The sequence below is a fragment of the Methylobacterium sp. NMS14P genome, assembly GCF_028583545.1.
Classification (GTDB): Bacteria; Pseudomonadota; Alphaproteobacteria; order Rhizobiales; family Beijerinckiaceae; genus Methylobacterium.
This window is the reverse complement of sequence record NZ_CP087106.1, coordinates 5,248,903-5,269,166: the sequence shown is the minus strand read 5'-3', so window position 1 is coordinate 5,269,166 and position 20,264 is coordinate 5,248,903. Positions and strand designations below refer to the sequence as shown.

The window sequence follows — 20,264 nt, the reverse complement described above, 5'->3', positions numbered from 1 at the left end:
GGGTCCCGGCACGGTCGACGGCCGACCGGTATGGGGGGCACGGGCGACCGCGTCGCCCGACCGCTGCGACGCGCCGCACCGGCCGTCTCAGCGGTTGGCGCTCTCAATCGGCCGTTGCGGCGCGTCCGGCGCCGCCGGGCCGCGGCTCACCGGCGCGCTCCCGGATCCGCGCCGCGGCATCGGCGGCTGACGCGTCTCCCCGGACTTGTCGGCCGGCTGACGCGCGAGCGTCACGCGGACGACGTCGCCCGGTTCGACGACGACGTCCTCCGAGGCGAGCCATGTGCCCGCCTTCGCCCCCTGCTTTCGGGTGATCTCGTACCGCGGGCTCAGGCCCTCGGACGCGTCGTCGGTGCTGCCGATCATCTGCGCCTCGGCATCGGTCGTGAGCCGCTCGGCCGTGCGCGTCTTCTCATCGATCAGGGCGAGCTTCTGCCGTGTCTCCGCGGCCTCCGACAGGGCCTCGCGGCGAAACCGCGCCTTGAGATCGATGAGGTCGCGCTCGGCCCGCGTGAGACTCTGCTGGGCACGCAGCATGGCGACCTGCACGTCGAGCCGGCCGCTCTCGAAGGAGGCCTGGCTCTGCTCTGCGGCGAGCTTCCGCGGCGCGATCGTGAGCCCCTTCGAAACCAGTTCGTTGATGAGGCCGAGTTCCCCGCGGCTGAGCTCGATCTGACGGTCCAGCGTTTTGGACTTGTGATCGAGCGTGCTCATCTCGTTCTCGAAACTGGCAACCGACTGTTCGATCGCCTTGATCTCGGCCTTCAGCGCGTTTCGCCGGGTGTCGAACAGGAGCTGCTCGCCGCGAACGGCCTGATCCGCGTACGCCTTGTCCGCGGCGCCCCTCGCATCGGTGCCGAACGCGATCGTGTCCGTCCCGGCGATCTCCGCCTCCAGGCGGGCCAGCTTCGCGGCCAGGCCGGTGCGCTCCGCGGCGAGGTTCCGCAACTCGCCGCGCGACGTGACCGCGTCGCGCTGGATGCCACGCGGGTCCGTGCCGCGCATCAGGCCCTGCGCCGTGCTGACGGCCTGGAGAACGGTCAGGCCAGGCTGATACTCGTACTTGCCGGGCTGCTGGACGGCGCCGATGATGTAGAATGGACGGTACGTCGCGACCTCGACGGAAGCCGCGGGCTTCTCGGCGAGATCGGCGACCTGCTTCAGCGCAACGCCGATGGCGTTCGCGAGATCGACCGGCGTTCCGCCCGCGGCCTTGATCTGGCCGATCAGCGGCATGGAGACCGTTCCATCCGCCGCAACGACGAACTGACCGTTCAGGGCCGTCCACGAATAGGCCTCGCCGGTATTGCGACGCAGGTCATAGACGCGGATCGTCAGATGATCCTGAGGACCGAGCACGTATCGACCCGCCTCGTCGGCGGCCGCGGCCGCGAGGGAACTGCCGAACAGCACAAGGCAGCCCGCCGCCATGGAACGCAGACGCATCAAATCCTCCTCGTCCCAAGCCAGTTCTTGAATATAGAGCTGCGCCCCGCGCCCGACCTACGGCATCTGTAGCACATAGTCCGGAGACTCACATTTAATCGTAACAGGGGCAGTCAAATTATCCAAGATCTATCGACCCGTGCGCTGTCCTGCGGCCGCCCGTCTTCGGGGGGTGGCAGGGCGGTAGCGCGTCGACAACTTGTCGCTCGTGACTCCATCGATCGGCCCCGCGGAACGCCGGGAGCCCGGTCAGTTCGCCAGCGGTCCTGCCCCAGAGAGACCTCAGGGGCGCAGGGTCCGCAGGCGAAATCCGAGCAGATGCATGCTGACACCGTAAGCCGCCACGCCGCTGGCGATCATGGCCAACAGGAGCCCGACCAGTCCGATATCGATGCGGCTCAGAATCGCCCGCAGCGCGAGGACGGCGACGACCATCACGAGGCACGAGAGGCCGACCTGCCAGAGGTTGCGCACCTGCCGCGCCACGCCCACACCGACGAGGCGCCGGGCGTAGATCGCGCTGATCAGGAAATGAAACACGGCCGCCGCGACGCGCGCGTAGATCATCATCATGACGCCGCCGACATAGAACCCTAAAGTCATGGTCGATATTTTGAATATCGACTCCAGGACATTGATCTTGAGCATGACATCCGGCTCGTCCATGGCGAGGCAGAGCGTCGAGACCGGCTGATAATAGGCCGTGAACATGATAGCCAGCGACAGCCAGCGCAGGTAGGGCGCCGCACCCTCCCATTGCGCGCCGAGGACGACGCTGACGATCTGGTCGGCGGTCAGGGCGATGCCCACGCCGGCCGGGAACGCGATGATCATCGTGAGCCGAGCGGCCCTCAGGAAGGCGGATTGTAGGCGCAGGCGGTCATCGGCGATCGACGCGAACGCGGCCATGACGGGGCGCATGGCGGGTCCGATGAGGCTCTGGGTCGGGAGCACGGAGAAGTCGCTGGCAACCCCGTATCGGCCCAGAACGGCCTTGTCGACGTGGTAGCCGAGGAACACGCGATCATACTGCCAGCTGAAGGCGGCCAGGATCTGCGAGGATGTGAACCAACCCGTGAACGCCGAGAAGGCGCTCACCTTCTCCAACGAGAGCCTCGGGCGGTAGGGCGCCAGCCCGTAGGACAGGACGGTCGGGAGGACCGCGGATGCAGCCGGATTGATCACCAGCGCCCAGTAACCGGCCCCCGCGTAGAGGGACCCGATGCAGATGAGGGCGGCTCCAACCTTGCCGGAGAAGTCCGCTATGAACGCCACGCGGAAGTCGATGTTGCGGTACAGATGCACCATGCCCGGACTGTACAGACTCCGGGCTATCGGGGCCGCCGAGAACACCAGCATGATCGGGACGAGCCGGGCGTCGCTGTAGATACGCGCGACCGGCCAGGCGGCCGCCACCAGCAGGAGGGCGATCACCACACCGCGCAGGAGGCCCAGCGTGAAGGCCGTATCCAGATGCGCCTTCTCGACGTGCGGCAGGCGCATCAGGGCCTGAACGAGGGGGATCTCGAGCACCATATCGACGATGGCGATCAGGGACGCGGCAATGGCCGTCAGGCCGAAATCGGCGGGCGACAGGACTCGCGCGAGGATGAGCAGCGTGGCGAGATCGATCGCGCGTCCGGAGAACCGGGCGGCGACGCTCCAGCCGGCGCCGCGCAGCGTCTTAAAGGCCAGCATGCACGTGTCCCGCGCGGCGACGGCCGACCCCGCAGCGGCTCGAAGCGAAGTCGCGCGTGCTCAAGAAATAGATCCGGAACTGAATAACATAGCGGCTCCGATCCTGGCCCCCTTGCCCGTCAGCCTTGGACCAGTATCCGGCGGAAGCATCAATCTAGCCAATTTGGCCGCCTTGCGCGCGCGCGCCGCGGTGGCGCAGCGCGGATGCCGCCCAGGGTCCGGCCCTACGCAGGATCGGGCATCAGGCCGGGACGCGGCCAGCACGCCGGTAGACAGCCAAGGTCTCCTCGGCCACCCGCGCGATCCGCAGGTGATCCAGGTTGCGCTGGCTCTTCGCCCGCCACGCACTCAGCTGTGCCGGGTCGGTGGTGAGCGCGATCAGCGCGCGCGCGAGCTTGTCGGGATCGCCGGGCGGGACGAGGATGCCTGCCTGTCCCCCGTCGAGGAGTTCAGGAATCCCGTCGACGTTCGTGCCGATGATCGCGCACCCCGCCTCCCGGGCTTCGGAGAGCACCAGTGGGGCCGGATCGGCGTGGGATGAGAGCACGAAGATGTCGGCGCCCAGCATCCAGCGGTAAGGATCGTCCCGCGGGCCCGCGAATGTGACGGCGTCCGCGCAGGGCAGCGCGCGCGCGGTGCGCTCGTAGGCGTCCTGGTGCGGACCGCCGCCGACGACGTAGAGGCGCATCGCCGGGTTGTGGGAGAATGCCGCATCGAAGGCTTGGAGGAGATCGGGCAATCCCTTGCGCGGGTGGAGGCCTCCGACGAAGACGATCGCGGGATGATCCAGGTTCTGCGGCTCCTCGGATCGACCGCGCATGCGGGCCGAGCCGATCGTCCCGTTGAGCACGACATCGATTCGCGAGCCCGCGATGCCGCGCTTCCGCATGGACGCGGCGACGGCGCCGCTCACGGCGATGACCCTGTTCCCGAGGCCCATGAGGATCGCGCCCTTCTCGAACTCGTTGTGGACGGTCGTCACGAGGGGAATGCGCAACAGCCTGCAGGTCGGCCAGGCCAGGACGGCACTGGTCATCATATGGGCGTGGACGACGTCGGGGCGCCAGCGCCGAAGCGCGCTGCCACAATCGAGGACTGACTTCAGGATTTGCCTCGGACCGCGGGCGTGACTTGCGAAGATCGTCTCGACGCCGTTGGAGCGCAGCAGAGCGTCGAGATCGCCCCCTTGGCTGGCGACCGCGACCTGATGCCCGAGCTGCATCTGCTGGCACGCCAGATCGACGGCCGCGTGGACATGGCCGTTCAGCCGGCGCGTGTGATTCAGCAGATGGAGAATACGCATGACTGACGAGCGCACGTGTCGGATCCGAGCCCCGGCCCGCGCTGCGGATCTGCGCGAGCCGCGGCGCCGATGAGAGCGCGAGATAAGACCTTAGTCAGACAGGAAAACTGATACAACTTTCGTATATATTTAGGTGTTGATACGCAGCTCATCGCAAGAGAGAAATTCTAGATCCTGCCGAGCCTCAACAATGCCCCGCACCTAAACTCGCCCGCAGGATCTGGCGGACCGGCCGTCGCCGCAGCGAGAAGCGGAAGGCGAGCAACGCCCGCGCGCAGCGAACAGGCGCGAGGAACATCGCCACCACGAAGAGCGCATTCGCGACTTTCCATTTCAGCGGGCGCGGTTCGGTCAGGACGGATCCGATCAGGCGCAGGAACGCTCGGCCGCCGTACCGGGTGCCTCGAAGAATCGCCGTACAGAACTCGAGGAACTGGAAATAGTACGTCTTCCTCGGCTCGATGAGCGAGGCCCCGGGCCTCCAGTTCCGGAGCAGGTCCCGCAGATGCGCCAGCCGCGACTGAAACCGCCGAAGATCCCGTTCGAAGGTTGCGGCCTGCGGGACGCGCCCGAGACCCGAGTCGTTCCGGCCATGGACGCGATAGAGGCCGAGACTGTCGGGAAGACTGACGATGTCGCCCATGAACGGAGCGGCCAGCAGGATCACGCCATCGACGGCCTGGTCGTACTCACATTGATGGAGCAGCTCGCAGACGTCGCGGCGGAAGACGTTCCCGGACGTGGGCGGCGTTTGATAGACCCCGGAGCGCAGGATGTCGTTGACGATCCTGTCCTGCCCGCGGAAGGCGTCGAGAGCCGGATAAGGATCCGCCAGGACAGTTCCCGCCAAATCGATGCACGTCAGACAAAACTGGAGTTTGGCGACATCCGAATCCAGGGCCGGGAGGATGCGCGCGAGAGCGCCCGGACGGAGCTCGTCGTCCGCGTCGAGAAACAGCAGAAACGGGGCGCGGGTCCTCGACAACCCGTAGAGGCAGGCCGCCCTCTGACCGCCGTTCGGGAGCCGGAACGCCGGCACGCCGGATTGCTGGATGATCGACCACGAGCGATCCGTCGATCCGTCGTCAATCACCACGATCTCACAAGCGTCGCTGCCCTGATCGATGACGCTCTGGATCGCTCGGCCTACAAAATTTTCGTAGTTGAAGCAGGTAATGACGACCGCTAATTTGGGCTCCGTGATCACGACAGGTATCTTTCTCGCTCGTCGCTTCGCGACCCTGTATCCCGCCGCATCGAGCGCCCAGCACGGCGTGGCTAGCACGCGATCCGACTGAAATCCACGATCGACGTCTTAAAACACCTGCAAAACATCGAGGCTCATTGCTGAACATCGACCCGATCAGGTGGGCGTTCACGAGGCCTGGAGCGGGGCGTTCAATTCCCCGGTATTGTCGATCGATCGGTGAGCACGGCCAGCCGACGCGGACCATCGCGACGTCACCCGAGCACGGCCGAGAGTATCAGTCGCCGCCCGCGGCGCAGGTCGCACCTTCGATCGCCAGCACTACACCGAACGGCGGAGTTGTTAGGCGCTTCCAGGCCTCGTATGGGCGCACGGTCCCGACAAGGGGGCACCTCGCCGGGCCGATCAACCCACCTTCCGGGGGAGCGATGCCGCGTCGTCAATGCTTATGGCTGTGGCTGGACGTCTTCATTCATGTCGGACGGGACAATTTATTGCTATACTGGTCGCAGTATGGACATCGCGCCGCCGCGGCACCGTCATTGCAGAAGGGATCCGCCGGGCGCGGTCCGGCGGCCTGACATTAAGTTCGGTCGCAACCGATCGAGAAAGATCTAGCCAGCATGCACCTCCCTGAGACGGCGGCCCGAATCATATCGTGCGACGTCTTCGACACGCTGCTCCATCGCGATCACCGATCCGAGCGCTGCCGCTTCCACGATATCGCGACGGTCGCGTCGCAGTTGCTCGCGGCGGAACTCGGTACGACGCGCCGTGCGGGCGCGATCTACGCCGCGCGCTTGCAGGTGCAGAGAGCAGCCTACCGCGCACTCGACTTGGCCAATCCGTCCGGCGACGTGCACTTCGCCGACATGCTCGCGGCCATGACGCGCGTCCTCAGCCTCGATGATTGTGCCGCGGACATTCTGTACCGGGCCGAGATCACGGTCGAGCTCGCCCAGTTGCGCGCGAACACCCGGCTGATGACCTGGTTGAAGCAGCGCGCGCAGGCCGGAAAAAGGATCATCGCGGTGAGCGATACCTATCATCGCGGCGAGACGATCGCGCATCTGCTGAACACGTTGGCTCCAGATCATCCCATCACGCATATCTACACCAGCGCCGATCACGACGCGACCAAGCGGAAACGGGCGCTCTTCGACGTCGTTCTCCGGAGCGAGAACGTGGCTCCCGCCGAGATCCTCCACCTTGGCGACGACACGCTGGCGGACGTGACCATGGCCGCCGCCGCGGGATTGCGGACGGCACAGCTGCTCCGGCCGCGCCACGTGGTGCTGCGTCGCCGCCTCGACGCCGTCCGCACCCGCGTGATGCACCGGCACTGGATCGGGGCCGCCCGAAGCAGGGCCAGGAGGGTCGGGCCGTGAGCGCGACCGACGCGGCACGTGATGCCGCACGCGACTCTGCACGCGACGACGCGGTCGTGTTCGGGCAGCGCGTGCTCGGCCCGATCCTCGCCGAGTTCTGCCTACGCCTCTGGCTCGTCGAGCGCTTCCTCGCGCCGGACAGGTCCGTCCTCCTGTTCTGCGCCCGGGGCGGCCTGCGCCTGCAACTCGTCTACGAGCGATTCCTCAGCCGAACCGGTCTGCCGCCGAACCTCCCGCACGCGGCCCTCATGGTCTCGCGCCTCGTGGCCGCCCGCACCGCCTTCGATCCGCCGAGCCCCGGCGTTCTCTCCGAACTCGGTCGGGAGTTCAGCGGACGGTCGATGGCGGAGATCGCGGCGGCGCTGGCGCAGCGCGACGACTTGGCCCTGCCGGCGTCCTGGGATGCGCCCTTTGAGGAGGCGACATTCACCGCGCTGCTGGCCGGCAACGAGCCCGGCGTGGCCCGCCTTCGCGCCGCGGTCGTCCAGCAGGACGCCCGTTTCCGCGCGCATCTCGATGCCTGCGCGGGCCCGGCGCGCCACTGCGTGCTGGTCGATACCGGGCTCTACGGCAGTACGGTCCGCATGCTTCAGGAGGGCATCCCGGAGCGAACTTGGTCCGGACTTCAGTTCGCCCGCTGCAACTACAAGCGCCTCGCCACACCGCATTTCCGCCGCACGCTCGGCCTGAGCGTCGAGAGCGATTGGTACAAGCCCTGGGACGCGCGCACATCGGTGCTGCGCTTCTGGCACCTGATCGAGGCCTGCCTGGAACCGGACCTGCCGAGTGTCCGCACCTTCTCCCAGCCCGATCCGGGATCGCCGCCGCGGGCCAACCTCCAGGAAGAGGGCTGGGAGGCGCGGGTCGCGCCGGCGCGGCCGGACCTCTTCACGGGCGTCCTGGCTCACATCGAACGTCTTCGCTTCGAGCACGTGGTGACGATCCCAGACGATGCGGCGCGGGCGTGGACGGACCTGAAGGCCGCGATCATCTGGCCGGACGACCGGGCCGTCGCGACCTTGAGCCTCGGCAGCAGATCCCGCGATTTCGGACGAATCGAGCTGAGCGCGCAGTACGCAGCGCCGCGGCCGTCCCGGCCCGTGCAGCAGATCCGCGACAGTCTCTGGCGCGAAGGGGCGCTCCTCCGCTGCTTTCCACGGATCGGCCGGTTCCTTCTTCCCGTGATCGAGGCCGTCTACGCGGGACGCGCCCTCCACAGAGAAGCCCTGTCCCGCCGCCAGCGGAAGCACGAGCCCGCGCTCGAAATGCGCTCGGAGCCGCCGCTTTGGCGTCGGCAGGCCTCTGGCGCCAACTGAGATCGCCGGCATGTCTCCGAATGCAGCGCACGGGCACTTGTTTCTGCACTCGGATTTTCTTGTAGAAAGTCAAAGCGCTGGCTGCAAAATAATTAGCGCCGCGCTTTTTTGCCTATATTACAGACTGGATTTCTGCGCACGAGCGCGGCCGCGCGTGATCCCGCTTCCTGAGCGCACGGGTCGGACCGCGCCGCGCGCGCGAAAGGTGGAACAGTCCTTCTCGTATTCGATCCGCGAATCGAGGCTCCGAAGGGAGTAGAGCGACAGCATGACGGCAGTCGGATCGTTTGGGATCAACGGTCGGTTCCTCACCCAGCCGATGACGGGAGTTCAGCGCTACGCGATGAACGTCACCCGGGCGATCAGCGCGGCCCTGGCTGCCCGGGGCGAGAGCGCCCCCTTGCTGTCCGTGCCGGACGCGGCGGACCCCCGGCTCGCGGGCACGCCGCTCCGCACCGTCGGACCCGCGGCTGGGCATGCCTGGGAGCAGTTCGTCCTGCCGCGCGCTTGGCCCGGCCGATTGCTCAACCTCTGCAACACCGCCCCCGCGCTGAAGGCGGATCAGGTCGTCTGCATCCACGATGCGAACGTGTTCAACGCGCCGGAGAGCTACAGCGCCTCGTTCCGGACCTTCTACAGGACGCTCCAGCCGCTTCTGGCCCGCCGTGCCGCACGGATCGCCACCGTCTCGACCTTCTCGGCCGGGCAGATCGCGAACCATCTCTCCGTGAGGGCCTCCGACATCGTCGTCCTCCCGAACGGGCACGAGCACGTGCACGCCTGGGATCCGCGGCAGGCCGACCGAGCGCCGGCGGGTCTGGACCGGGACGCCGACGGCCTGGAACGTCCCTTCGTGCTGGCCCTCGGATCTCGCGCCCGCCACAAGAACCTCGACCTGCTCCTCAAACTGGCGCCTGCCTTGGGCGAACTCGGGCTCGACCTCGTGGTGGCGGGCGGCCAGGCGACCATCTACGCCGCCGAGGACCTGCGGCGCGGCGAGAACGTTCGCCACCTCGGCTTCGTCACCGACCACGACCTCGCCTACCTGATGGAGCGCGCCCTGTGCCTGGCCTTCCCCTCCCTCACGGAGGGGTTCGGGCTTCCGGCACTGGAGGCGATGGCGCGCGGCTGCCCCGTCGTCTCGACCGACCGCGCGAGTTTGCCGGAGATCTGCGGGTCAGCGGCCCTGCTCGCTCCGCCGGACCGGCCGGACCGCTGGATCGCCCAGATCCGCGCCCTGGCCTCCAGCCAGGGCCTGCGATCGGACCTGATCGGCCGCGGTCGCGAGCAAGCAGCCCTCTTCTCGTGGGACGCTTCGGCGCAGGGCTACCTCGATCTCATGCGGGCGCCGAAGGCGCGGCCGGCCGCGCAGTCCGCAGCGCATTCCGCCGCGCATTCCGCCGCGCAACCCGCGGCACCTCCCCCGGCGCCCAGCATCGCCGTCGCCATAGCGACGCTGGGCCGCCCCGAGGTGGTGACCGGCACCCTCAGGCGGATCCTGGATCGGCAGACGCTGAAGCCCGCCGCCGTCCTGATCTCCTGCGTCACCCCGGACGATGCCGGTGAGGCGGGCACGTGGCCCGGCGTGACGGTGGTGACGGGGCGTCCTGGCCTCGCCACCCAGAGGAACGCCGCCCTCGCCGCGTTGCCCGAGGCGATCGATATTGTGGTCTTCTTCGACGATGACTTCGTCCCGGAGGCCGGCTGGCTCGCCGCGGCCGCGCAGCGCTTTCACGACGCGCCGGACATCGTCGGCCTGACGGGGGACGTCATCGCGGACGGCATCAAGGGGCCCGGGCTGCGCTTCACCGAGGTCGACCGGATGCTCGCGGCGCTCGGCCCGGTCGAGCCGTCGGCGCCGATCGAGGCCTTCAGCCCGTACGGCTGCAACATGGCGTTCCGCCGCGCCGCCATCGGCGCGCTGCGCTTCGACGAGCGGCTCGTCCTGTACGGCTGGCTCGAGGACCGCGACTTCGGTGCAGCGCTGGCAGCCAAGGGAGGCCGGCTCGTCAAATGCCTGGAGGCCCGCGGCGTCCATATGGGTGTGAAGGGCGGCCGGATTTCGGGCGATCGGCTCGGCTACTCGCAGATCGTCAACCCGCTTTACATGCTGCGGAAGGGCACGATGACTTTATCTCAAGTCTTCGGTCAGATCACCCGCAACGTTCTCAGCAACGTGACGCGCTTCCCGGCTCCCGAGCCGTTCATCGACCGGCGCGGCCGGCTGCGCGGCAATCTACGCGGCGCCGCGGACGTGCTCCTGGGACGGCTGGAACCCGAGCGGGCCCTGCAGATCCGACGGAAAGCGTGAGATGAACATCTACAACACCAACCGGATCCCGCCGGACCATACCCAGTCCGCCTCCCATTTTCCGGACACGACATCCGTCGGCGTGCAGGACGGCCCGCTGGCCGTCATCTCGGCGGCCCTCAAGGCGGCCCACCGGCACAAATACGCGGTGGCCCTCTGGGTGCTCTTCTGCATCGGCTGCGCGGCGCTCTACGCGGTGACCGCAACCCCCTCCTACACGGCGACCGCGGTGCTGCTGCTCGAGCCGCGGCGCCCGGTGGGCTCGGGCTCCTCCGACGGTGCCCTGATGCCGAGTCTCGATGTTGGACGGGCCGAGAGCGAGCTCCAGGTACTCCGCTCGGAACGGTTGTTGGCCAACGTGTTCAACAGTCTCCGGCTCGCGAACAATCCCGAGTTCGGGCCGCCCGATTCGGAGAGCCCGAAGGAGCCGGGGCCGAGCGCCTCGGAACTGTCGGGGCTGCGGACGGCGCCGCCCTCGACATCCGCCATCCTGCAGCAGAGGAAGTTCGAGAGCTTCGCCGAGCAATTTACCGTCAGGCGTGTTGGTCAATCATACGTGGTTGAAGTCTCGTACACGTCCAGAGATCCGAACTTGGCGCGACGCGTGGCGAACGCGGCCGTCTCGGCCTATCTCCTGCAATCCATCGCGGCCAAAGCCGACGCGGCCAAGAATGGCGCCGAGTTCCTCCAGGGCCGCGTCAACGCCCTCGCCTCTCAGGCCCGGTCCGCCGCGGCGGCCGTCACCGAGGGCACCTTGCCGGATGCGCCGACGCCCGATGCCGATGCGCGGGTGATCGGCGCGGCGCTGCAGCCCCTCAAACCCTCAGCTCCGCGAAAGACCCTGATCCTCGGGCTCGGCGCGATGATCGGCCTCGTGGGCGGGTTGTTGGCCGTGGCGTTGCTGCAGGCGTTCGATCGTCGGATCCGGACGCCGCAGGATCTCGTCCAGCGAGCCGGTCTTCCCTGTCTCGCCGTGATGCCCGAGGTTCTGCGCAGGACCGCCGACGGGCGCCGCGAGACGGTGGATCTGCGCAACGTCAACGCGCCGTGGTTCCTCAACGTCAGATTCTCCACGGGGATCCGTGACCTGCGGACGTCGATCCAGTTGGCCCTCTCGGCGCGCGGCCACGATTCCGACTGCGTCATTGCCCTGGTCGGTTGCACCCCGCGCGCGGGCACGACGCTGATCGGCCTGAGCTTGGCGCGCCTGCTGCAGGAAGGTGGGCGGTCCGCGCGTCTGATCGACACGAATATACACGGCGCCGGAACGTTCTTCCTGACTCCAGACTCCAAGGCCGGCGTCGGCGCGAGTCTCGCCGACCTGGTCATCAACCCCAATCATCTGGCCTTGGCAAAATTTGTGGATTTCGGAGGCGTCCCCGTCCTGCCGTCGCGGTCGCCCTACACGGCCGTCAGCACCGGTGTGTCCCTCAGTTCGCCGATCTTCCAGAACGTCATCGATCAGATGCGCCGGGGCGGTTACGTCATCCTCGACCTGCCGCCGCTCTCGGTGTCGGCGGAGTCGCGGGTGGCGGCCCGGCGGGCGGATATCGTGGTGATCGTCGCCGAGTCCGGGCGGACTACCGTCGACGAATTGTCGGACGCAGTGAGTGGCCTGATCAGCGCCGGCGCCCATGTCATCGGCGCCGTCCTCAATCGCGTCTGACCCACGCCTGCGCGGCGTCGCCGCCCCCCGAGTTCAGTGTCGACAGGTTTCGCGAAAAGAGTTGCGTGGATGCGACTTCAAAGTAAGGAAAAGATCCGGATCCTCTACATCCAGCCGAATACACCCGTATTCGCTGGGATCGAACGCGTCGTTGATACCGTCTGCACCGAACTCGCGGCACGATACAGCTCCGAATTCGACGTCGACGTGCTGAGGCTTTCACAGCATGCGAATCACCCGCCTGAGCCGCGGCTCTATAGGAGCGTCTTCCGACCGGTTACGTCGCGGCTGAACCTTCTACGAACGTTCAGGAATGTCATCCGAGACAAACCCTACGACTTGGTGATCGTTCCACAGATCGAACCGACCGCCATGTTCTGGATCGCGCGGCTCGGAATCCGACAGCGGATCGCCATGCACCTGCACGGAAATCCGAGACGCGAAGGGGCAAGCCTCAAATCGACGGCCTATTTCTTCCTCGTGAAGCATGTCGTCCTTCGCCATGTAAGCTCCGTCTTCGGCACCTCTCCGAGGCAACTTGAAGCCTTCAAACAGGACTTCAATTGCTCACGGCCGATGTACTGGGTGCCGAATCCGGTTCGCCGCTTCGATCCCTCGAGTCTCGACACGCGAACCGAATCAGCCCCGATTACTTTCGTGAATGTCGGTCGATACGATTTCCAGAAGGGTCAGGATATTTTAGTAACGGCCTTCGCGAAGCTGTACGCGCATCGCAAGAACATACGCCTGAACTTGGTCGGACATGGAACCGACAAGGCGGCCCTGACCGAGCAGATTCACTCGCTCGGCCTTTCAGAGGTCATCAGACTGACATATCACCCCGACAATCCACAACAAGCACTCGACTCCGGCGACATCTTTGTTGCCACATCTCGCTGGGAGGGCTGGTCTCTAGCCATATGCGAAGCCCTGCGGTGCGGGCTGCCGGTCATATCGACCGATTGTGAATTTGGCCCGAGCGATATTCTGATCGATCGACGCCTCGGGCGTCTCGTACCTCCGAATGACGAGGATGCCTTAATCAAAACGATGGATTACTACTGTGACAACTTGGAAAAAGAGAGATCATTTTCGCGTTACAGAAGGGAGTACATCGAGCGCTACAATCCCGAGAATGTGGTTCATGTTCACGCCGATGCGATCCGGCAATCCATCATCTGATCCGCGCGTATCGTCCACGGATGCGGTATGGGCAGCCTCGTTTCATCACCGAACTGCGAGCGCACCTTGGTTCGTTGCCTAGACCAAACCGAGAATTTTTGCGGGAAGACCGAAACTTGATGACGCCAGCATGAACACAGATTGCACCTCGTCCGAGAACGAAGATCGACATCAGACATGCTGACTGCCCGCGAAATTGAGTTTGGCCTCGGCGACGCCCCCATGGTTCAGTGGAGTATCGACAGTGCTCGAGATATACAAGAACACAACCTACGCAGAGAACAATCCCGACTGGCATGAATCGGACGCGCCCTGGAAAGCGACGCAGATCGGAAACATCGTCAAGAGAAACGGGATCAGATTCGATACTATCTGCGAAGTCGGATGCGGCACGGGTGACGTTATTCTGAACCTCGAACGGGCATTCGATTTTTCCAGAGGCTTCGGCTACGAAGTTTCGCCCCACGCCTATCAACGCGCCAAGAGCAAGGAAACGACTCGGACCAAGTTCTTCCTCGAGAACGTGTTCGACGCCTCCGACGCCCCCTTCGATGTTCTGCTCGCCATCGACGTCATCGAACATGTCGAGGATTATGTAAGTTTCACGAAACAGCTTCGACCGCTCGCCAAATTCAAGATCTTTCATATTCCGCTCGATCTTTCGGTCCAGTCGCTGCTCCGACGCGAACCGATCCTCCGCCTCAGGGAGAGCGTTGGTCACCTCCATTACTTCTTCAAAGATTCGGCGCTGGCTACTCTACGTGATTGCGGGTACAATGTGATCGATTATTGCTATACTGCAAGCCGGATCGAGCTGCCGAACCAGGCGCTGTCGAGCCGTCTGATGAGCGTCCCGCGGCGGGCCCTGTTCGCGCTCAACAAGGATGCGACTGTCAGAGTACTGGGAGGATACTCGCTTCTGGTGCTTGCCGAATGAAGCCGAGCGATCGGGCCGGATCTCGGCGTGTCGCGCGCGCGACCGTCCGGTCACCCGCGACGCCTGGAGAGCGATGTTCACCGCCCGGTCAGATCTGAACGGGCCGGCGAAACAGCAGCCGCATCCACGTCCGCGGTTCCATCTCTGCAACCAAGAGGGGCGACGGCGCAGGTAAGATCCTGTCGCGCAGGCGCACATCGACCGGATCCCCGCGCGCATCGTCGTCCTGCGTGCCCGCGCGCAGTCCTCTGCAGACATCCGACGAGGCCAGCGCGATAACCGTCCCGGCCAGGCGGGCCGGGGCACAGAGCCGTCGACGACAATCGGTTCCGGCAGGCCGTCACCGAGAACTCGGGAACGGCGCCGTCCGAGAGCCGCTGCCGATCGCGGGTCTCCGCGCCCGGGCCGCCGCGATCCCGGGCGGCATATCCCTAGCCATACACGCGGACGTAATCGACCCGCATATGGGCAAGTTTCTGCGCTTCCGTCAGTTGGGGAGCCGGAACATCTGTCCGTAACGCCAGGGTGAGGAGCGGCCAGAAGACATCGCCGGTTCTCTCCATTTCCGACGCACGCGTGAGTGTCCAGATGTTGATCTGGTTTGTGGCCGGGTTGATGATCGGCTTGCGCTCGAAATAGGGAATGCACTGCCCGTCGCGGATCAGCACGCCGTAGCGACAATACTGTTGGGTCATGTCGACCGACGTCGGCACGCCACTCCCTTCGTTATGCTCGCCGGGCTGTCCCCACTCGTGCAGGTATGCACCGTAGAGGTTGGGCTCAAACCCTTTCTGCTCAACGATATCGACTTCAATGCTTCTTTTTGTATTCGCAATACCGTCTCGGTTCAGCAACCAGAAAGCGGGCCAGGTCAATGGATGGCGCGGGAACTTCATCCTGGCCTCGAAATAGCCCTGTGCCCAGCCGATCGACACGACGCCGCTGCGGCTTCCAGCCTGCAAGTTACCGGAAATCCATTGGTAATCGGGCGTGTTGTTTCCATAATAATTCACGACGGTCATCGTGCGCCCGATATATTTCGCGGAAATCTGAAGGGCAGTGCCTCCCGTGGCATCCGGATCGTCGATAATCTCGTACGGTTTGAAGCCCTCAGCCCCGGAGAGGGGCGCGAAGGCGGAGCGTCCGTAGAATCCGGACGGCCCCGTTGTCGCCTTCGGACCACCGTTCCAGATCCGGCCGTTGATCTCCTTGAACGGCTCATCGAAGATGAGCGCACGCCCCTGGGTGGGATCCGCGGTCGCGTCGATCGCCGCATTCGAGCGTTCGATTCCCATCAGGGACGCCATCGTGCAGAGCGGCAGACCTCGAAGACCGGTTTTCACAATATCTCGGCGGACCCATCCTGGCTTCATCATTCAAGGCGCTCCGAATCGCAGGGGCGATTACTGGGTACTGGTTCTAACGCTCGGACGGCTTTCGCCTCAAGGCTTCGGCAGGGGCGGCCTCGAACGCGCGACGGCGAAGTCTGATCGCGCGATCACAGGGGGAACCTGACAACGGGCCGGCGCACGCCCGCGCGGTTTCGCAACCCGACATCCGGATCTGCAGGGCGGACGCCCGCAATAATCGCGCCTGCCGAGTGCGGCTGGCGCCGCGGCCCCGCTCGCCCGGGATGACTGGCGTGATGCCGCTCTGCTGTGCGGTGGCCACAGACGCGGAGGCCCGGACGCCGGGCCGTTCACCGATGCCGACCAGCGCGCGAGGAGCGACCGGCCTCTCGGCTCGGAGGCCGTCCGCGTCATCGACAGGCGCGACGCTGTTGTTCGGGCAAGCGGAGCGGGCGCGACCAGGCTCGCGCCTCACTCGAGCTCGATGACCTTCCGGGACGACGGTTGCGCGCTCCGCACAGGTGCGCCGCGGTTGCCGAGGAAATCGGCCGGCGGCGCCGCGGGCTTGGCGGCAGGCGCCCCGCGCACGGACTGCGCCGGCTGTTCGGGCCGGTCGACCGGAGCCGGGCTCGCGACCGGCGGAAGCGGCGCGACGACACGCCCCTCGGCTTGGTCGAGGCAGCGCCGGAGAGCCCCGGGATCGGGCAGCAGCGTGCAGTCGTTCACGGAGAGCGGACTCGGCTGTGCGGCGGCCGCCACAGCGCTCGCCGCGAGGAGCGCGAGCGCGCCGGTCGCGATTCGCACCGCGCCCCCCCGGGGGATCGGCCGCGGGCTCACGGCTGCGCCTGCCGGGTTCGCGGATTGACCTGACGGACCTCGATCTCGCTCGGCTCCGACGGCAGCAGCTTGCGCGGGGGTGCCGTCCCGGTTCGGGCGGCCTGCTGCTGCTGCTGCTGCGCCTGGGGCGACATCGGTTGCGGCGCCGGGGCGTTCGGTCGGCCCTGCTGCGCCGGCTGCGCGGGCGCATCCGCCCTGTCGAGCCGGCCGAGCCGCACCCGCACGTACTCGACCGACCGCTTGGCCGCGTCGAACCCGCACTCGTAGGTCACCCGCACCCACTCCTTGGCGGGGCTGAGGAAGCGGATCGAGTCGCCGCGGTAGCGGACCACCGTGGCGCCGCCTTCGGGCGCCTCGGCCTGCTGGAAGATCTTGGCGAAGGGCCGGGAGACCCACTCGAAATCCGTCGGCGCCTGCGCCTCGATCCGAGGCGCGCAGATCTGGGACGCGAGCTCGTTGTTGGCGCGCACGCAGGTCGCGTCGCAGCCCGGAGCGGCGGGAGCGGGCTGCCCCTGCCCGGGATTGGCGGTATTGGCCTGCACCGGTGCGGGCTGTGCGGGCGCCGGCTGGGCCGGCGCCGGTTGCGGCGGCCCGGGCGGCGCCGCGGATTGTGCGGCCGCCGACAGGGTCCCGGCCGACCACACGGTCGCGGCGGCGAGCAGGATCTGCACGCGCGATGGGCCGCGCTGCCTCATCGTAGCCTCCCAATCAACACACGGCGCGGACGGTTTCCGCCTCGCGAGGACATCGACCGCTCCGTCGACCGGGTGAACCCTCCGGCTCACGCACGGGCGACGGCCGTTCGGCAGCGGCAGGGCTCACCCCGAGGAATCGCGCCGCATACGACCATTCAGAACGGTCTTGCTTGCTCAATAGAATACCACTTTTGACGATGACTGATGTGTCCAATTTAACACGCATATAGCGGCCCGGGCCTTCGGCGGCGAAAACTGCCTAATCCGGTTCTGGACACCGACTCCAGAGATCGTTAACGCGCATCCTTAAACAATTGAGAAAACAGAATTTTCTCTGGGCGCTTTGTCAGACATCAAGTCATTTTTGCCGCCTCAAATCAGCTGAGAAATTCCGACAATTGTAGTTTTTCGGTCAACCCGAACTTGACACCCGTCTTGAGCCCATGGATACGCTTAACAAGCCGTTAAAGCGCCGCGACAACAGTGCGACCGCGATGGCCTGGATTGTGTTCAAAAGAGCACAAAAGAGAAAAGAGGGAGTGTATCCATGTTCAAATCAGTTCTTCTGGCTTCCGTCGCCGTCGCCAGCCTGACCGCCTTCGCGACCGGCGCCTCGGCGCAGTCCATGATTTCACCGGTCCTCGGTGCCGGCACCACGGCGAACGAGGCCATCGTTCTTCAGCGCGGCGATCGCAACAGGGCAACGGTTGATCAAACGCAGGGCACGAACGCCAAGGCCGGATTTCTGAACAATCAGATTGATCTGACGGCAACAAATCTCACCGCCGCTAATGGAAATGCTGCCTTAAATGACGCAAATACTGTCGTACAGTCTGGGTACGACAACGGTCTATCGATCGTCCAAGGCGGCAACAACAATCAGGTTGTCACGACAAACGGCAATTATTCTCGCGCCGATTTCTCGCTTGATCCCACGAAGGGCTCCTTCTCGGCAGGCAGTGGCAATGGAGTGTCCATTACCCAGAACGGAATGAACGGCAAGGCTCAGTTCCAGCAGAACGGCGACAAGAACAGCGCGACAATCATTGCTGACGCAAATTCCAATACCACCTACGCCGGCATTTTCCAGAACGGAACTTCGAATAATTCTCAGATCAACCAGTACAGCACGAGCTCGAATGTAACCGCCACTGTTACCCAGCGGGGCGACAGGAACCAGGGATACATTGAACAAGGCAGCACCCGGACAAGCGCAGACATTGTTCAGGATGGGAACGACAATATCTCCCGCATCCGGCAGTATTCCAGCAGCAGCGATGCCAATGCGTCGGTTCGGCAGAATGGCAGCAGCAACCAGGGCTACATCGAACAGTACGGCAGCTCGATTTTTGCGGGCATCACCCAGGAAGGCAACGGCAACTACTCCTTGATCAATCAGTATGGCAGCAGCTCGAACGCGTATGCGGCCGTCCGCCAAGTCGGTAACAGCAATACCGGAAACATTGATCAAAACGGCTTCACGAACTACGCGGCGATCCTTCAGATTGGCGATGGCAACAGCGGTTACATCTCGCAGGCCGGCAATCAGGGAGTCGGTGCATTTATCTACCAGAACGGCAATAACAACGGCGGCTCGATCACTCAGGGCGGAGCGTATTACTCCAACGCGGGCTTCGCTCAGTTCGGCAGCGGCAACAATGTGACGATCCGGCAGCGCTAAGAAACCGGGCCGACAGCCCTTTTAGACACCGACTTTGACGGAAGGGGCGCTCTGAGGAGCGTTCCTTCCAGTCCTGAAACCAAATAGCCAACTCAATTGCGGGCGCGGTGCCGATCATGCCCAGCTTCATCGTTGATCCCCCGGTCCTCTGCCGCGTGGTCGAAACTCGTTCGGCAGACATTGCACGCTTGACTCTGCGGATTGAGGCTCCTCCCGGGACCGCCGGCCATTACAATTTGGTCGTACGCAAGTCCGATCCGTCAGGCACAGCAACGATGCAGCAGGGCGGCGGCTTCGACCTCGCCGACAGCGGTACCCGTGAGGTCGGCAAGCTGACGATCAGCGTCCGTGCGGACGGTCAGCTGAGCGTCGACGCCTCCGTGCAGGTGGACGGCCACAGGATCAGCTGCGCCTACGACAGCACGCAGGACCTGTGACACGCCGCTCGAGCCCTGCAAGCCGACAGGTCGAGCTCCGTCATTTCCTGATGGGACGAGTGCCTGCGGCTCCATTGACATTGCCGCACCCGAAAGACAGCTACAGCGAGTCTCCGGCCTCGACACGTGTGTCCAATTCACCACATAACAGATGTGACCATGTGTGGATAAACCCTGATACTATACAATCACACGGAACACTGATTTAAGGTAGCCCAAAAGGGGCTAGGGAGGCAGATGATGCGCCGTACGCGTCGCAGCCGCGCTGCAGGTCGAGCGCTGCTCGTTGTCGTCCCGCTCGCCGTCGCGAGTGCGGCCGGCTCCGCGGCGGCGCAGGATCGCGTCGCGATCGAGCAGATCCAGGCGGCCGCTCAGCGCCCCACCGGCACTCAGGGACGGGGGATCCAGGAGAGCGACTACATCCTCGGCAATCAGTCCGGCATCCTGCTGCTCAATCCGAGCGGCCCGCCCCAGTCGGCGCAGGCCAACCAGGCCCGGGCCCTGCAGATCGGATCGGGCAACACGGGCACGATCGACATGTCGGGCTACGCGAACGTGGCGATCCAGAACGTGATCGGTTCGCGCAACACGGTGACCCAGCAGCAGACGGGATCGTACAACCAGTCGACCGTGTCGGTCTTCGGCCAGTCCAACACGGTCGGGACCCAGCAGGACGGCGGCGCGGCGGCCACCATCACGGTCCGCGGCGACAACAACGCCATCTCGGCGCAGCAGCAGGGCACCAACCCGACGCCGATCAGCATCACGCGGGTCGGCAACGGTCCCAGCGTCTCGGTCACCCAGAGGTAGT

The 20,264-nt window shown here is 65.3% G+C and carries 16 protein-coding genes; 9 read left to right on the top strand and 7 right to left on the bottom strand.

Annotated features, from left to right (window positions below; translation table 11 throughout):
- Positions 1-87: 87 nt before the first annotated feature.
- The 4 genes from LOK46_RS25060 to LOK46_RS25045 all read right to left on the bottom strand — a co-directional run bounded on the left by LOK46_RS25060 (position 88) and on the right by LOK46_RS25045 (position 5,654).
- The gene (locus LOK46_RS25060) at positions 88-1,446 is read right to left on the bottom strand and encodes a polysaccharide biosynthesis/export family protein (RefSeq protein ID WP_273561064.1); all 1,359 of its coding nucleotides are present in this window, start codon (positions 1,444-1,446) and stop codon (positions 88-90) included.
- A gap of 282 nt (positions 1,447-1,728) precedes the next feature.
- Positions 1,729-3,144 carry a lipopolysaccharide biosynthesis protein gene (locus tag LOK46_RS25055; RefSeq protein WP_273561063.1) on the bottom strand — a complete coding sequence of 472 codons (1,416 nt, stop codon included), beginning with the start codon at positions 3,142-3,144 and terminating at the stop codon, positions 1,729-1,731.
- 241 nt (positions 3,145-3,385) lie between these two features.
- Positions 3,386-4,447, bottom strand: coding sequence for a glycosyltransferase family 4 protein (locus LOK46_RS25050; protein WP_273561062.1), 1,062 nt, complete (start codon positions 4,445-4,447; stop codon positions 3,386-3,388).
- Positions 4,448-4,631: 184 nt separating this feature from the next.
- Positions 4,632-5,654, bottom strand: a complete 1,023-nt coding sequence (locus LOK46_RS25045; protein ID WP_273561061.1) for a glycosyltransferase family 2 protein — start codon at positions 5,652-5,654, stop codon at positions 4,632-4,634.
- A 623-nt stretch (positions 5,655-6,277) separates the two neighbouring features.
- Here LOK46_RS25045 and LOK46_RS25040 point away from each other — a divergent pair.
- The 6 genes from LOK46_RS25040 (at position 6,278) to LOK46_RS25015 (ending at position 14,454) form a co-directional block, all read left to right on the top strand.
- Positions 6,278-7,042: an HAD-IA family hydrolase gene (locus LOK46_RS25040; protein ID WP_273561060.1), complete on the top strand. Its 765-nt coding sequence runs from the start codon at positions 6,278-6,280 to the stop codon at positions 7,040-7,042.
- Positions 7,039-8,358 carry a glycosyltransferase gene (locus LOK46_RS25035; protein WP_273561059.1) on the top strand — a complete coding sequence of 440 codons (1,320 nt, stop codon included), beginning with the start codon at positions 7,039-7,041 and terminating at the stop codon, positions 8,356-8,358. Before LOK46_RS25040 ends, LOK46_RS25035 begins: the two co-directional genes overlap by 4 nt.
- Positions 8,359-8,626: 268 nt before the next feature.
- Complete coding sequence (locus LOK46_RS25030) at positions 8,627-10,669, top strand: glycosyltransferase (protein WP_273561058.1); 2,043 nt, start codon at positions 8,627-8,629, stop codon at positions 10,667-10,669.
- Between the two features lies 1 nt (position 10,670).
- Positions 10,671-12,335, top strand: a complete 1,665-nt coding sequence (locus tag LOK46_RS25025) for a Wzz/FepE/Etk N-terminal domain-containing protein (RefSeq protein WP_273561057.1) — start codon at positions 10,671-10,673, stop codon at positions 12,333-12,335.
- A gap of 69 nt (positions 12,336-12,404) precedes the next feature.
- Positions 12,405-13,517 carry a glycosyltransferase gene (locus LOK46_RS25020; protein ID WP_273561056.1) on the top strand — a complete coding sequence of 371 codons (1,113 nt, stop codon included), beginning with the start codon at positions 12,405-12,407 and terminating at the stop codon, positions 13,515-13,517.
- Between the two features lie 244 nt (positions 13,518-13,761).
- Positions 13,762-14,454, top strand: coding sequence for a class I SAM-dependent methyltransferase (locus LOK46_RS25015; protein WP_273561055.1), 693 nt, complete (start codon positions 13,762-13,764; stop codon positions 14,452-14,454).
- A gap of 431 nt (positions 14,455-14,885) precedes the next feature.
- Here LOK46_RS25015 and LOK46_RS25010 read toward each other — a convergent pair whose 3' ends face one another.
- From LOK46_RS25010 to LOK46_RS25000, 3 genes are all read right to left on the bottom strand, one after another.
- Complete coding sequence (locus LOK46_RS25010; RefSeq protein ID WP_273561054.1) at positions 14,886-15,830, bottom strand: glycoside hydrolase family 16 protein; 945 nt, start codon at positions 15,828-15,830, stop codon at positions 14,886-14,888.
- Between the two features lie 444 nt (positions 15,831-16,274).
- A complete protein-coding gene (locus LOK46_RS25005; protein WP_273561053.1) occupies positions 16,275-16,607 on the bottom strand; it encodes a hypothetical protein in 333 nt (110 codons plus the stop codon).
- Between the two features lie 29 nt (positions 16,608-16,636).
- Entirely contained in the window at positions 16,637-17,335 is a 699-nt protein-coding gene (locus LOK46_RS25000) for a hypothetical protein (protein ID WP_273561052.1), read from the bottom strand.
- Positions 17,336-17,882: 547 nt separating this feature from the next.
- Between LOK46_RS25000 and LOK46_RS24995 the strand changes: the two genes are divergently transcribed.
- The 3 genes from LOK46_RS24995 (at position 17,883) to LOK46_RS24985 (ending at position 20,263) form a co-directional block, all read left to right on the top strand.
- Complete coding sequence (locus tag LOK46_RS24995) at positions 17,883-19,016, top strand: hypothetical protein (protein ID WP_273561051.1); 1,134 nt, start codon at positions 17,883-17,885, stop codon at positions 19,014-19,016.
- Positions 19,017-19,132: 116 nt separating this feature from the next.
- On the top strand, positions 19,133-19,453 hold the full coding sequence (gene csgH, locus LOK46_RS24990) for a curli-like amyloid fiber formation chaperone CsgH (protein ID WP_273561050.1): 321 nt from the start codon (positions 19,133-19,135) through the stop codon (positions 19,451-19,453).
- Between the two features lie 237 nt (positions 19,454-19,690).
- The gene (locus tag LOK46_RS24985; RefSeq protein WP_273561049.1) at positions 19,691-20,263 is read left to right on the top strand and encodes a hypothetical protein; all 573 of its coding nucleotides are present in this window, start codon (positions 19,691-19,693) and stop codon (positions 20,261-20,263) included.
- Position 20,264: the final 1 nt, after the last annotated feature.